At 70.1% G+C, this 13,113-nt stretch carries 16 protein-coding genes and 1 pseudogene; 7 read left to right on the top strand and 10 right to left on the bottom strand.

The window, feature by feature from the left end; all coding sequences use genetic code 11:
• The 3 genes from R6V09_RS04785 to R6V09_RS04775 form a co-directional block, all read right to left on the bottom strand.
• Nucleotides 1-357 (bottom strand): DUF1048 domain-containing protein, encoded by a 357-nt coding sequence (locus R6V09_RS04785; RefSeq protein ID WP_317880070.1) that lies wholly within the window; start codon nt 355-357, stop codon nt 1-3.
• On the bottom strand, nt 354-680 hold the full coding sequence (locus R6V09_RS04780; protein WP_317880069.1) for a PadR family transcriptional regulator: 327 nt from the start codon (nt 678-680) through the stop codon (nt 354-356). The genes R6V09_RS04785 and R6V09_RS04780 overlap by 4 nt, the downstream gene beginning before the upstream one ends.
• A 113-nt stretch (nt 681-793) precedes the next feature.
• Complete coding sequence (locus R6V09_RS04775; protein ID WP_317880068.1) at nt 794-1,372, bottom strand: TetR/AcrR family transcriptional regulator; 579 nt, start codon at nt 1,370-1,372, stop codon at nt 794-796.
• 91 nt (nt 1,373-1,463) lie between these two features.
• Between R6V09_RS04775 and R6V09_RS04770 the strand changes: the two genes are divergently transcribed.
• Complete coding sequence (locus R6V09_RS04770; RefSeq protein ID WP_317880091.1) at nt 1,464-1,910, top strand: DUF1772 domain-containing protein; 447 nt, start codon at nt 1,464-1,466, stop codon at nt 1,908-1,910.
• Here the strand turns inward: R6V09_RS04770 and R6V09_RS04765 are convergent.
• Entirely contained in the window at nt 1,903-2,316 is a 414-nt protein-coding gene (locus R6V09_RS04765) for an ATP-binding protein (RefSeq protein ID WP_317880067.1), read from the bottom strand. The two genes, R6V09_RS04770 and R6V09_RS04765, sit on opposite strands and share 8 nt — an antisense overlap.
• 112 nt (nt 2,317-2,428) lie before the next feature.
• On the opposite strand from R6V09_RS04765, the gene R6V09_RS04760 reads away from it, so the two are divergent.
• Both R6V09_RS04760 and R6V09_RS04755 read left to right on the top strand, forming a co-directional pair.
• Nucleotides 2,429-3,247, top strand: a complete 819-nt coding sequence (locus tag R6V09_RS04760; protein ID WP_317880066.1) for a helix-turn-helix domain-containing protein — start codon at nt 2,429-2,431, stop codon at nt 3,245-3,247.
• The gene (locus tag R6V09_RS04755) at nt 3,247-3,522 is read left to right on the top strand and encodes a DUF397 domain-containing protein (protein WP_317880065.1); all 276 of its coding nucleotides are present in this window, start codon (nt 3,247-3,249) and stop codon (nt 3,520-3,522) included. The genes R6V09_RS04760 and R6V09_RS04755 overlap by 1 nt, the downstream gene beginning before the upstream one ends.
• On the opposite strand, the gene R6V09_RS04750 is transcribed toward R6V09_RS04755, so the two are convergent.
• The 3 genes from R6V09_RS04750 to R6V09_RS04740 are packed head-to-tail and all read right to left on the bottom strand — an operon-like array spanning nt 3,503 to nt 6,728.
• Nucleotides 3,503-4,246 carry an ABC transporter permease subunit gene (locus tag R6V09_RS04750; protein ID WP_317880064.1) on the bottom strand — a complete coding sequence of 248 codons (744 nt, stop codon included), beginning with the start codon at nt 4,244-4,246 and terminating at the stop codon, nt 3,503-3,505. The two genes, R6V09_RS04755 and R6V09_RS04750, sit on opposite strands and share 20 nt — an antisense overlap.
• Entirely contained in the window at nt 4,243-5,790 is a 1,548-nt protein-coding gene (locus R6V09_RS04745; protein ID WP_317880063.1) for an ABC transporter permease subunit, read from the bottom strand. The genes R6V09_RS04750 and R6V09_RS04745 overlap by 4 nt, the downstream gene beginning before the upstream one ends.
• Nucleotides 5,787-6,728 (bottom strand): ABC transporter ATP-binding protein, encoded by a 942-nt coding sequence (locus R6V09_RS04740; protein ID WP_317880062.1) that lies wholly within the window; start codon nt 6,726-6,728, stop codon nt 5,787-5,789. Before R6V09_RS04740 ends, R6V09_RS04745 begins: the two co-directional genes overlap by 4 nt.
• Before the next feature lie 224 nt (nt 6,729-6,952).
• Here R6V09_RS04740 and R6V09_RS04735 point away from each other — a divergent pair, with 224 nt between their 5' ends.
• Together R6V09_RS04735 and R6V09_RS04730 are read left to right on the top strand one after the other, a co-directional pair.
• On the top strand, nt 6,953-8,209 hold the full coding sequence (locus R6V09_RS04735) for a sensor histidine kinase (protein WP_442809975.1): 1,257 nt from the start codon (nt 6,953-6,955) through the stop codon (nt 8,207-8,209).
• The gene (locus R6V09_RS04730; RefSeq protein WP_317880061.1) at nt 8,206-8,865 is read left to right on the top strand and encodes a response regulator transcription factor; all 660 of its coding nucleotides are present in this window, start codon (nt 8,206-8,208) and stop codon (nt 8,863-8,865) included. Before R6V09_RS04735 ends, R6V09_RS04730 begins: the two co-directional genes overlap by 4 nt.
• Here the strand turns inward: R6V09_RS04730 and R6V09_RS04725 are convergent.
• Complete coding sequence (locus tag R6V09_RS04725) at nt 8,829-9,896, bottom strand: FUSC family protein (RefSeq protein WP_317880060.1); 1,068 nt, start codon at nt 9,894-9,896, stop codon at nt 8,829-8,831. The two genes, R6V09_RS04730 and R6V09_RS04725, sit on opposite strands and share 37 nt — an antisense overlap.
• A gap of 62 nt (nt 9,897-9,958) precedes the next feature.
• Here R6V09_RS04725 and R6V09_RS04720 point away from each other — a divergent pair, with 62 nt between their 5' ends.
• On the top strand, nt 9,959-10,378 hold the full coding sequence (locus R6V09_RS04720) for a MarR family winged helix-turn-helix transcriptional regulator (protein WP_317880059.1): 420 nt from the start codon (nt 9,959-9,961) through the stop codon (nt 10,376-10,378).
• A gap of 191 nt (nt 10,379-10,569) precedes the next feature.
• On the opposite strand, the gene R6V09_RS04715 is transcribed toward R6V09_RS04720, so the two are convergent.
• Nucleotides 10,570-11,172 (bottom strand): TetR/AcrR family transcriptional regulator, encoded by a 603-nt coding sequence (locus R6V09_RS04715; RefSeq protein ID WP_317880058.1) that lies wholly within the window; start codon nt 11,170-11,172, stop codon nt 10,570-10,572.
• 98 nt (nt 11,173-11,270) lie between these two features.
• On the opposite strand from R6V09_RS04715, the gene R6V09_RS04710 reads away from it, so the two are divergent.
• Nucleotides 11,271-12,722, top strand: a complete 1,452-nt coding sequence (locus tag R6V09_RS04710) for an aldehyde dehydrogenase family protein (protein ID WP_317880057.1) — start codon at nt 11,271-11,273, stop codon at nt 12,720-12,722.
• Nucleotides 12,723-12,731: 9 nt separating this feature from the next.
• Here R6V09_RS04710 and R6V09_RS04705 read toward each other — a convergent pair.
• Nucleotides 12,732-13,113, bottom strand: a pseudogene (locus R6V09_RS04705) (hypothetical protein); the annotation flags it as partial.

Raw genomic sequence — 13,113 nt, 5'->3', positions numbered from 1 at the left:
TCAGCCTCCCAGCCGGGCCAATTTCCTGGCGACGTTCCGGTTCAACTGCTCGCGCCACCGGTCGCGATGACTCCGGGTCCCTTCTCCGCCGGCCAGCGCCGCGCAGAAGCCCGCGATGTCGTCGCCCAGCACGTCCTGAACGCCCTGGCCGTCCGCCGCGGTCTCTTCGAGGAGCCCCAGGGCGCCGTCGAGGATCGGCATCAGGTTGCGGCCGGTGAAGCCCGAGTACGGGGAGAGGTGGACCTTGATCTCTTCCCACGCCGCCCGGTAGTCGGCCGGCAACGCCTCGGCCCGGACTTCGAACGCCTTCCATTCCCTGGTGAGGTCGCTGCCGGTGATGGTTTCCCAGTAGTTCATCGCCCGCCCTCCTTCAGCTTGTTGATGCGCGCGGAGAGGTAATCCCATTTCGCCCAGAATCTCGTGAGTTCTTTGCGTCCCGCTTCGTTGAGCGCGTAGAACTTGCGCGGCGGGCCCATTCCGGACGGCCGCTTCGTCACTTTGACGAGCCCGTTCTTTTCGAGCCGCAGCAGGATGGTGTAGACCGTGCCCTCGATGACGTCGGCGAAGCCGAGCTCATTCAGCCGGCGCGTGATGGCATAGCCGTAGGTCTCCTCGCCGCCGATGATTTCGAGCACGCAGCCCTCAAGGGTGCCCTTCAGCATCTCCGTCAGGTCGTCCATCGCCGGTCCCCTTCCCGCCCGCTCCAGGTACTGCGTAGTACCGAGTACCACTATACGGTATCACCGAGTAGCTCGGCCAGAGGCGGACGGCGAGCGACTGGCGGCAAGCGGCGTCAGACCACGGCGAGCCGGTCCACCAGTAGCCGGATCCTTCGGTCGGCGTACTCCGGCGGCAGCCGTCCCGCTCGGGTCAGGGTGGCCAGGCCGTGCAGGGCTGCCCAGAACAGCTCGGTGAACACCCCCGGGTGGACACCGTCCCCGGCGACCTCTCCGAGGTTTTCCAGCAGGGCGGCGAAGGCGTCCTTCAGCGGCTCCGGGGTGTCCTCCTGCGCGAACGCCAGGCCGCCGTCGAGCTGGAACATGGCGTCGTAGACCGCCGGGTTGCGTTGCGCGAAGTCGAGGTAGGCGCGGGCGAGGGCGGTGACCCGGGCGCGCGGGCCGTCCGCGGCGGAGGTCGCGGCCCGCAGCTCCGCAGCCATCTCCGTGGCGCCTTGGAGGGCTACGGCGCCGATGATCTCCCGCTTGCCGCGGAAGTGGCTGTAGAGGACGGGCTGGCTGTACTCGATGCGCTCGGCGAGCCGGCGGGTGGTGACCGCGTCCCAGCCGTGCTGTTCGGCGAGTTCGCGGGCCGTCGCCAAGATGAGGCGCTCGCGGCCCGCCCGTTCGCGCTCCTTGCGTTCCTGTACCGACATACGTCGATCCTAGCAGTGCTAGACAATCGAGCGACAGTAGGTCTAGCGTTGCCTCATCAGCTAGCAACGCTAGAACCCGAGGAGGGTCATGATGCTCACCGCACTTGAGGTCTTCACCACCGTGGTCGTCGGCGTGATGGTGGGGGTCGAGTTCTCCGTCGCCTTCGTCATGAACCGGATCTTCAACGCGCTCCCCGAGGACAGCGGCCAACTCGGCCGCGCCCATGGGGGCCGGATGCTCGGCGCCGTGATGCCGTTCTGGTACATCGGCTCGCTCGTCCTCAGCGCGATCTGGGCGGTCGCCGGATGGCACCACCGCGGCGCCGGCCTCGTCGTCACCGCCGCCGCGCTGCTGATCGTGAGCGTGATCATGTCGGTCCTGCTGCTCGTCCCGATCAACAACCGGGGCAAGACCTGGACCCCCGAGAACCGGCCCGCCGACTGGAAGGAGCAGATGAACCGCTGGGACCGCTACCACTACGTCCGCGTCGCGGTCATCATCGCCGCGTTCGCCCTGCTGGCCGCGGCCCTCACCTGAGCGCGAACTCGCACCACACGACCTTGCCGGGCTCCCGTTCTCCCACCCCCCACTTGTCCGACAGCGCGGCGACCAGCATCAGACCCCGCCCCTCCTCCGCATCCAACGACCGGTACGGGGTGCGGACCTTGCGGAGTTCGGTGGTGCCGCTGTCGTGGACCTCGATCCGGAGGACTCCGTCGGGGTGCAGCGACAGGTGGAGGGCGAAGCCCCTGCCCGGCGGTACGCCGTGGAGGACCGCGTTGGTCGTCAACTCGCTTACGCAGAGCAGCGCGTCGTCCATCCGGTCCGTGACGGACCAGGACGTGAGCGTCTCCCGGGTGAAGTCGCGGGCCAGGGCGACCGATCTGCGGTCCCGGCGGTAGAACGCCTCGCGGGTGTGGCCTTGTTGGAGTTGTTCATTCACGAGACCACTGTCACAGGGAGTCACTATCGTGGGTCAGTGAGTGAGGTCGTAGTTCGCATTACTACGACCCCACTACGACGTCTTTGGGTGTGCGCGGGGGAAAGGGACACGCATGCAATCGGCGAAGAGGCCTAAGAAGGTCGGCACTTGGGAAGCGGTCGGTGGGCTGGTCGCCCATTTCCGGAAGAAGGCGGGGTACACGCAGGAGCGGTTCGCCGAGATCGCGAATCTGCACATCGACACGATCAGGTCGATCGAGCAGGGGCGGCTTGCGCTGCAGGACTATCGGGCGGTGGAGTTCGATGAACTGCTCGGTACGGGTGGGGCGTTGTTCGCGCTGGTGGACAAGTTGCCGGTGCGGGAGCGGATGCCGCAGTTCGCACAGGGCCTCGTCGACATCGAGCAGGTGGCCGTCAGCATCCTCTCGTACGAGACGCAGATGATTCCGGGCCTTCTTCAGACGGAGGACTACTGCCGAGCGTCCTTCGAGAGCCGCTTCCCGCGATTCGAGGACGAGACAGCGGAGCAGTGGGTGTCCTCTCGCATGGAGCGGCAGAAGATCTGGCAACGCAAGCAGCCGCCGTTCGGCCACTTCATCCTGGAGGAGTCGATGCTGCGGACGGCGCTCGGCGGGCCGGAGGTCATGCGGGCGCAGATCCGCAAGTTGCGTGCGGACTGCGATCTGGTTCACATGGGGATCCAGATCATGCCCATGGGACGTGTGCCGCACGCCGGTCTCGCGGGACCCATGCTGCTCTTGGAAACCCCCGCCCACGATCACGTGGTCTACCTGGAGGTGCAGCGCGCGAGCTTCCTCATCGACGATCCGGATGAGGTCAGCGTCTATCAGCTGAAGTATGGAATGCTGCGGTCACAGGCCCTCTCTCCGGAGGAGAGTGCGTGCCTCCTGGACAGACTGCTAGGAGAGTAATGAACACCGCAGCACGGCAGCCCCTCCTCCTGGACGACCTGGCGTGGTTCAAGTCCAGCTACAGCAGCAATGAAGGCGGCGACTGCCTTGAAGTCGCTTACGGCTGGCGTAAGTCGAGCTACAGCAGCAACGAGGGCGGCAACTGCATCGAAGTCGCCGCCCACCCCTCCGCCATCCACGTCCGGGACTCCAAGGTGCCTGCCGGTCCCATCCTCACCGTCGCGCCCGGCACTTGGAGTTCCTTCCTCGGTACAGTCACGCGTCCCGGAGTCTGAACCACACTCCCCCGGCGCCCAACAGGCCCACCGCGTACGCCGCCAGAACCCCCAGCCCCGGCCACGGAGCGATCGCCAACGCGCTCAGGTTCTTCGTTGCCTGGATGGACAGGCCCGCCGGCATCGGGGCCCAACGCTGCAGGCGGTGTTGCCAGGTTGGGGAGCTGACGAGTTCGGACAGGAGCGGGACGACGTAGAGGACGCCCAGGCCCAGCGTGATCGCTCCTGCCGTGTCGCGGAGCAGGGTCGCCAGGGACAGGCCCAGTAGCGTCACCAGGACGAGGATCAGGATCGAGCCGATCGTCGGTCGGAGCAGCGCGCCGTCCGGTGGGGTCGGGAGGATCAGGCGGGCCAGGCCCAGGGAGGACAGCACTCCCAGGGCTGCCGCCGGCGCCGTCAGCAGTGACAGGGCCGCCGCTTTCGACGCCAGTACCCGCCACCTTCCCGGCATCGCCGTGAGCGTGGTGCGGATCATGCCCGTGCTGTACTCCGCGCTTATCGACAGGGCGCCCAGGACCAGGCAGACGGCTTGGCTCAACTGGACTCCCGCGAGGCTCAGTTTGACCGTGTCCGCGTGGCAGGGGGACGGGCAGATCCGGGTCGTGACCGACGAGGCCGCCGCCGCGCCGATCGCCGCCGTCAGGACGGCCGTTGCCGCCAGGAGCCACCAAGTGCTGGGCAGGGTACGGAGTTTGGTCCATTCGGCGTGCACAAGGCGCCTCACGCGTCCCGCCTCCGTACCGTCCAGGCCGCCAGCAGGAGTGCTGCCAGCGTGTAGGCGGCCAGGACCGCCAGGCCGTTGTACGGGGAGAGGGGGTAACAGCCGCTCTCCGGGAGGCAGTTGTGCTGGACCTGGGGGTAGTACGTCTTTCCCTGCTCGATCGCGAAGGCCGCTGCCGGGGTGACCCTCAGGAGCCATTGCGCCACGGGGAGCGGCAGGCCGAAGGAGAGGATCTGCGGGAGGACCACGAGGACGACGACCGTCGCTATCGTGCCGGCGCTGTTGCGCAGTACCACTCCTACGGCCAGGGCCATGACCGCGACCAAGGACAGGAGTGCCGCGCTGCCCACCACCGCCCTGAGCGACGGGTTCTCCAGGAGGGAGAGGTCGGGGAACTCGGGGGGCTTGAAACCGTTGGAGCGCAGGGCCCGTTGGGCCAGGGTGAAGCCGATCGCCGTTGCCAGCAGGCCTGTTGTGAAGGTGATCGCCGCTGTCACCGTCGCCTTCGCCGCCAGCACCTTCAGTCGGGACGGGGTCGCCGTGAACGTCGTACGGATCAGGCCCCGTTTGTATTCGGTCGTCACGAAGAGCGTGCCGAGGGCGACCATGAAGAGCAGGCCGAAGGTGACTCCCTGGAAGCCCATCTGGACCAGGTCGGGACTGTTCTCCTCGGGGGCGACGTCTCCCCCGCCGGTGAGGGTGTAGGTGCCGGTCGCGGACACCTTGGTGGTGTTCTGCGGCGCGTTCCCGGCGTTCGGGCCGTTGGCCTCGTTGGGGTCGGGGCCGCCGATGTCCGTGCTCGTCCAGCCGGTGCCGGTCGACGTGCCCTGGAGGGTGAGATGGTCGAAGGTGCCGGTGACCGAACTCCGGCCCGCCCGCGCGCTCGTGCCGCCGAAGGAACGCTGCACGACCTGATGGTCAGGCGTCCCCAGCAACAGCCCCACCTGAACCGTCCTCCCCAGCCCCGCGACCCCCACCTCTCCAAGCTGTGTCCACTTCTCACCATCTACCGACGCATAGCCGGTTAGTTTTCCCCCCAGCCTTTTCAACCGGAGCCACTGCGGGGCCTCGGCCGGATCACTGCTCGGGCCCGCCGTGTCGTGCGTGAAGTTCCACTGCATACGGACGCCATGGCCGGGAGTCGCCACCACCGCCGCGTACGCCGAGCCCTGCTTCAGGCTCGACTTGACGATGATCCCGGCCTTCGCCCAGGGCTCCAGGGACTCGCCGTCGGTGCTCTTCAGGCCGGTGACCCGGACCGTGATCGTGCCGTCGCCGGTCAGCGGGCGGTGGGTGAAGCGGAAGGCGTCGTTGACGACCTCGCCGCCCGGGCCGATGACGATCGGCGGACCGCCGCCGGTGGTGGAGCCGCTCGCGCCCAGCTGACAGATCACGACCGTGACCACGGCCGCCGTCGCCAGCACCAGCAGCCAGGCCCTGACCGTCCAGAACTTCGTCCACTCCGCGCGCAGCAGCCGCCCGAAGCCGGCCCGGGCCGGGTGCAGCGCCGAGCGGTACGGCGCGGGCGTCCTCGTCGGCGTCGTCATCGGGTCACCTCGTCCGTCTCGGCGGGCGTCGATGTGAACTCGACCGCGTCCCGGGTGAGTTCCATGTAGGCCTCCTCCAACGACGCCCGATGCGCGCCCACTTCGGCGAACGGGACTCGGGACGCGGCGAGCAGTTCCACGATCCGCTCGGCGGGCAGGCCGGTGACGGTGAGCAGGTCACGGTCGACGACGGCCACCGTGCCGCCCTCCCGCGCGAGCAGTTCCATGGCTTCCGTACGACTGCTCGTGCGCAGCCGTACCCGGTCGCCGGAGGCCGCCGCGAGGAGGTCGGCGACCGCCGTGTCGGCGATCAGGCGGCCCCGGCCGATGACCACCAAGTGGTCGGCGGTGTCTTCGAGTTCGCTCATCAGATGGCTGGAGACCAGGATCGCCCGGCCCTCCGCGGCGAGGTGGCGGAGCAGGGTGCGGATCCACTGGATGCCCTCGGGGTCAAGGCCGTTGACCGGTTCGTCGAGCAGCAGGATCGGTGGATCGCCGAGCAACGCGGCTGCTATGCCCAGGCGTTGGCGCATGCCGAGGGAGTAGCCGCCGGCCCTTCTGCGGGACGCCTGCTCCATGCCGACCTGTTCGAGGACCTCGTCCACGCGGCGCATCGGCAGCCCGTGCGAGTTGGCCAGCCAGCGCAGGTGGTCACGGCCCCGGCGGGCGGGGTGCAGGGCGGCGGCGTCCAGGAGGGCGCCGACCTCCAACAGCGGGGTGCGCAGGGCCTGGTAGGGGCGTCCGCCGATGAGCGCCCGGCCCTCGTCGGGAGTGTCCAGGCCGAGGAGGGAGCGCATGGTGGTGGACTTGCCCGCGCCGTTGGGACCGACGAAGCCGGTGACCGTGCCGGGCTGGACCGTGAAGGAGAGGCCGTCGACCGCGAGGGTCCGGCCGAACCGCTTCCGTAAGTCGCGGACTTCGATGGTTGCGTCGCTCATGGTGAGGGAGGCTAGGGGCGCGCCCCACACGGTGTCGTCACGCCGGGGAGGTCCCTCACGAGGGGGACGCCGAGCGGGACCGGGGTCGGCACAATGGCCGGGTGGGCGTGGAGGGGTCGTCGGGTGCGGAGAGTTCGGCACCGCCGGAGAACGCCATCGGGGTGAGCGCCATCGCGGCGGAGGGAAATGGGCCGATGCCGATTGGGGAGCCGGGCCGGGAACCCATGCCGGTTCGGGGACCGGGCCAGAACCCTGCAACGGTTCGGGACCCCGGGACGGTTCGGAACCCGGGCCGGGACCGGCTGGTCGCCCTGGGCCGTGCGGGCCTCGCCGCCGCCCCGCGCCGCGTCGCTCTCGCCGTCCCCGTCGCCCTGGCCGTCCTCGCGCTCTCCGAAGTCCTCCTGCGCAGCCGCGACTTGGCCGGAGGCTTCGCCGCCCTGCTGCTGCTCGCGCTCGCCACCACCGTCCCCCTCCCCTTCGTCCTCGGGACCGGGACCGGACGGCTCGCCCGGAATGGCGCCGCCGTCGCGATCGGCGCGGCCTGCGTGCTGTCTCTCGTGCCCTTCGGAATGCTCACCGTCGGCGGGGTCGTGGCCCAGCTCGTCTGCGTGTACGTGCTGGGACGGTCCGGAGCCACCGCGCTCGGCGGCCTGTTCGTCCTCCCCTACGTCGTCATCGCGCTCGCCGGCCACGAGGACCCGACCCGGATCGTCGCCGTCCTCGTGGCGACCCTCGCCTCCGCCGCCGCGGCCACCGGCATCGCCCACCACGTGCGCAGCACCGCACTCGCCCACAGCGTCACGGAACAGGCCTTCGCGGACACCCTCCTCGAACACGCCGCCCGGGGTGAACGGGCGCGTATTGCACGGGAGTTGCACGATGTCGTCGCACACCACATCTCGATGATCGCCGTCCAGGCGGAGACCGCCCGGCTCACCACCCCCGGGCTGCCGACCGAGGGCGCCACCCGCCTCCTCGCCATCGGCGACACCGCGCGCACCGCGCTGACCGAGATGCGGCGGCTGCTCGGCGTACTGCGCGAGGACGCGCACACCGGGGTCCAACGACGGCCACAGCCCGGCCTGCGCCAACTCATCGAACTCGTCGACGAGTCACGGGACGCGGCCGGTTCCCGTACCCGGCTCATCATCAGCGGACCGGTCACCACGCTCGACCCCGGCATCGAGGTCACCGCGTACCGCATCGTGCAGGAAGCCCTCACCAACGCCCGCCGGCACGCGCCCGGCGCCGCCGTGGACGTGGAACTCCGTTACGGGGACGCGGACTTGGCGGTGCGCGTCCGCGACAACGGTCCCGGGCACCCCGCCACCCACAACTCCGGCCACGGGCTGCTCGGCATGCGCGAGCGCGCCGCCACCGTGGGTGGCACCCTGCACACCGGCTCCGCCCCCGGCGGTGGATTCCTCGTCGAGGCCCGCCTGCCCGTCAACCCTGACGGCGAGGAGGAGACATCGGCATGACCATCCGCATCGTCGTCGCCGACGACCATGAACTCGTCCGGGTCGGCTACGCCGGACTCCTCGCCACCCAGGCCGACTTCACCGTCGTCGGCACGGCCCACGACGGCGCCGAGGCGGTACGCGTCTGCCGCGAACAGCTCCCCGACGTGGTCCTGATGGACGTACGGATGCCGGTCATGGACGGCATCGAGGCCACCGCGCGGCTCCAGGGCCCGGACGCCCCACGCGTTCTCGTACTCACGACCTTCGACCTCGACGAACACGTCTACGACGCGCTGACGGCAGGGGCGAGCGGCTTCCTGCTCAAGGACGTGACGGCGGAGCGGCTCTTCGACGCCGTACGGGTCGTGGCGGCCGGCGAGGCGCTGCTCGCGCCCGCGATCACCCGCCGGCTCATCTCCGAGTTCGCCCGCCAGCGCCCCCGAACCACCCCTGTACGGACCGCACTTGACGCCCTCACCCCACGCGAGACCGACGTGCTGCGACTGCTCGCGGAGGGACTGTCCAACCCGGAACTCGCCGAGCGGCTGCACGTCGGCGAGGAGACCGTGAAGACCCACGTCAGCCGCATCCTGTCCAAACTGGGGCTGCGGGACCGTACCCAGGCCGTGGTGATGGCCTACGAGACGGGGCTCGTCGTGCCGAGAACGGGCTGACGGCGGGCGCGCGGCACCGGCAGCAGCCACCACGCCGACACCACCGACAGCACCGCGCCGACCGCGATCCCTTCGAGCCGGGTGGGCAGCAGGTGCAGCGCGTCCTGGCCGAAGTAGCCGAGGAGGAGGGACAGGGCGCAGGTCATTCCGGCAGCCCAGTAGGCGTAGTTGAGGGGACGCAGCCACAACGCGACCGCGAGGACGGCGAACATCAGCGCCACGGAGGTGTCGCCGGTGACACCGATCGCCGCGACGCCCGCCGCCAGCAGGGTACCGACCGTGGCTCCGGCCAGCCGCTCAATTCCCTTGCGCAGTACGTCCGTTCGGCCACGGTTTCCGCTCGCGGCGACGTACGCGGTGAGGACCACCCACGGCCAGTGGTCGTCGAAGAACAGCCGCCCCACGGCGAATGCGGCGGCGATACCGGCCGCCATCTGCAGCGCCATACGGGTGCTCGGGCGGGGGTGGAGACGGGAGCGGCGCGGCGGTTGCTCGGCGGCGGGTTCAGCACGCCAGGACTGGGGCGCGAACCGGTCCCCCAACCCCTGCACCAGCCACACCCCACCGCACACCAGCGCACCGACCAGCGCCGACCAGCCCCAAGTGACCAGCCCGCTCTGCGCCTTGGACGGAAGCGCGGGGCCGGGTACGACGAGGAGGGCCACGAGTGGAAGGGCCAGCAGGGTGCCGATCTTCGTGGCGGTGGGGCCGTAGCGGCGGATCCAGATGGCCAGCGCCATGCCCGCCGTGTAGACGGCGGCGCCGAGCACGTAGTGGGAGGCGAGCAGCCGGCCCACGAAGATCGAGGCGCCGGCCGTGACGGGCAGCAGGACGAGCGCGGTGAGGCGGCGGCGGGTGTCGGCGGTGCGCTGGGAGCGGAACAGGGTGAGGGTCAGGGCGACCGCGAGGACCAGCACGTCGGTGTGCAGTCCCGCGGCACCCTCCAGCCAGAGGGCGACGCCCCAGCAGAGCAGCATGGCGGTCATCGTCAGAGCCGCTTCGTACGCGTTGCGTATTAGTTTGGCGGTCACTATCACTACGGTAGCGGGCATTACGAGCGCTGAATAGTAAGTTAGTGCGTATGATATCCGGCATGGATCATCTCTCTGAGGCCGTCCGGATCCGTCGCGGTGTCGTACGGCTGAACCGGCGGTTGCGGCAGGAGCGCGGCGACGGCGGGCTCACCCCGAACCAGCTGATCGTGCTCGGACATCTGCACCGGAATGGTTCGGCGACGCCGGGTGAGGTCGCGGTGGCCGAGCGGCAGCGGCCTCAGTCGCTCACGCGGGCCTTCGGCGAGCTGGAGGCGGAGGGGTTGATCTCGCGTGAACCGAGTGCGGTGGATCGGCGGCGGTCTGTGCTCACGTTGACGGCGGCGGGGCGGCGGGCGTTGGACCGGGACATGGCTGAGCGGGATGTGTGGTTGGCGGGGGCGTTGGGGTCGTTGAGCGAGACTGAGCGAGGGGTGCTGGAACTGGCGGGGGCGATTATGGAGCGGCTGGCAGGTCGTTGATTGGGTGCGGGTCGGTGGGGGCTGGTCGCGCCCGCGCGGCGGAGCCGCAAATGTCACAGCCCCGCGCCCCTAGGGGGTGGCCCTGGCCGGTGTTGCCATGCCCCGTCAGAGCAGGTCGTTGATTGGCTGCCGGCCGGTGGGGGCTGGTCGCGCCCGCGCGGCGGAGCCGCAAATGCCACAGCCCCGCGCCCCTAGGGGGTTGCCCTGGCCGGAGTTGCCAGCGCAGCCCCATTCGTGCTCATGCCTCGCCACAGCAGGTCCGTGAGGTCTGCGATCTGGGGCTGTTGGTCTTCGTTGGGGTCCAGGAGGAGTAGGCCGCCCAGGCCTCGCATGACTGTGCGTGGGTTCAGGTCGGGGCGGACCGTGCCTGCCTCGGCGTTGGCCCTCAGCAGGGCGGCCAGGGCGACCGTGACCTCCTCGTAGGCGCGGTTGTAGACCTCGCCGCCGGTCGCCGCGGCGCGCAGTGCGTCGCCCAGGCCGCGTTTCGTCGCCATGTAGTGGGCCAGGTGGTCGGTGACCCAGACGCGGAAGGCCTCTTGCGGCGGGTGGGTGTCGATCAGGGTCGGCACGATCTCGACGAGGTGCCGCACTTCGGCCTCGTAGACCGCGAGGACCAGCGCTTCGGATGTCGGGAAGTGCCGGTACATCGTGCCGACGCCGACTCCGGCCGTTTTCGCGATGGCGTTGAACGAGATCTCGCCCGACTCGGCCAGCGCCTGTTCGGCGGTGGCGAGGATGCGCTCGCGGTTGCGTCGGGTGTCCGCCCGGCGCGAGCTGATGGGCTCCGTTGTCATGGTCAGAGGGTACTTTCTTGTCTAGCGGATAATTATCCGGTACGGTCCGGGAACCAGAACGGATAATTATCCGCTTGTTGGGTGAGGAGAGGGTCACCATGAACACATCCACCCCCGCGGGGAACTGGATCGACGGCCGCTGGAACTTCGGCGGCGAGATCCACGAGTCCGTCGACCCCTCGACAGGCAGGGCGGTCGGCACCTTTCACTCCGCCGGCGGCAAAGAAGCGCGGTCCGCGATCACGGCCGCGCGGACCGCGTTCGACACCACCGGCTGGTCGCGCCTGGCCGAGCAGCGGGCACGGGCGCTCGACGAGTTCGCGGACCGCGTCGAGCGCCGGATGGAAGAGCTCGGGGCGATGCTCTCCCGGGAGACCGGCAGGCTCGTCTGGGAGACCAGGATGGAAGCCGAGATGGCCGCCCGCCTGCTGCGCCTGAACGCGGCCCGGGCGCGGGTCCAGACCGGCGGGCAGGCCCTTGAGCAGGCGCCGGAGACGTACTGGCACGCCGTACCGGAACCGGCCGGCGTGGTCGGGATCATCGTGCCGTGGAACGGGCCGCTGCTCCTCGCCGTCCGCGCGATCGGGCCCGCGCTGGCGGCGGGATGCACGGCCGTCGTGAAGCTGCCCGGACAGACCGCGCTGACCAACGCGCTGCTGGCCGAGGCCGTGGCGGAGACCGCCTCGCTGCCGCCCGGGGTGCTCAGCCTCCTCACCGAGACGGGCAACGAGGTCGCACCGCTCCTGGTCGACTCCCCCGAGGTGGACGTGCTGAGCTACACCGGCAGCACCAGGGTCGGCCGGCTGGTGGCCGCCGGGGCGGCGGCCAGGGTGAAGCGGACGACTCTCGAACTCGGCGGCAAGACACCACTGTTGATATTCGACGACGTCGACATCGACGCCGTCGTGCCGGTCGTGGTCCGGGCCGCCACCCTCATGAACGGTCAGTACTGCGCCACCGGGTCGCGTGTTCTGGTGCACCGGGCCGTGGCCGACGAACTCCGCACCAAGCTCATCGGCGCGCTGAGCTCGGTGCGGGTCGGGCCCGCCGACGACCCGGACACCCGGCTCGGCCCGCTGATCGACAAAGCCGCGGTCGCCCGGGTGGACCGCCTCGTCGAGGAGGCCGCCGACTACGCGAAGGTGCTGGTCCGCGGCGGAATCCCGGACGAGCCCGAGCTGCGCGACGGCGCGTACTACCGGCCGTCCCTGGTCGAGACCGACGACGTCGACGTGCCCCTCGTCCAGGAGGAGGTGTTCGGCCCGGTGCAGACCTTCGAGGTCTTCGAGGACGAGGCCGACGCGATCCGGCGGGCCAACGCCACCGACTTCGGCCTGGCCGCCTCGGTGTTCACCGCCGACGACCTCCGGGCCCGACGCGTCGGCCGCGAACTGCGCATGGGCGAGGTCTGGTTCAACGCCCACGGCCTGACCACCTCACAGATGGCCGGAACACCGGTCAAGCAGAGCGGCTACGGCAGCTTCGGCGGTTCCGCGGCCCTGGAACAGTTCCAGGTCATCAAGAGGTACGGCACCCGACGACACGGGTGAGCGCGACCTTCAGAAACCGCCGCCGAAGTCTCCGCCGCCCCCTCCGTCCCCGCCCCCTCCGAAGTCCCCTCCCCCGAAGCCGCCGCTGAAGTCGTCGGAGTCGAAGTCCGCCCCGGACACGTCGCCGCCGTCGTAGCCGCCGCTGCCGAAGTCGCCGTAGCCCGTGCCGTAGTCGGAGGCGTAGGACGGGGTGGACATCATGCTGCCGAGGACCGTGCCGACGAGGAGGCCGGGGAGGAGGCCGCCGCCGAAGTAGCCGCCCGCCCAGGGGCCGTAGGCCGGGCCCGCGTCCCAGTAGGGGCGGCGGCCGTAGTCCGTGTCGACCTCGCGGATCATCGGGTCCCGGCCGTCGGCGAGGCGGGCCTGGTCGGCCGCGCAGACCGGGACCTCG

Source organism: Streptomyces sp. W16 (genome assembly GCF_033194735.1).
Lineage (GTDB): Bacteria > Actinomycetota > Actinomycetes > Streptomycetales > Streptomycetaceae > Streptomyces.
The sequence above is the reverse complement of the archived record's forward strand: the minus strand, read 5'-3'. Positions and strand labels throughout refer to the sequence as shown.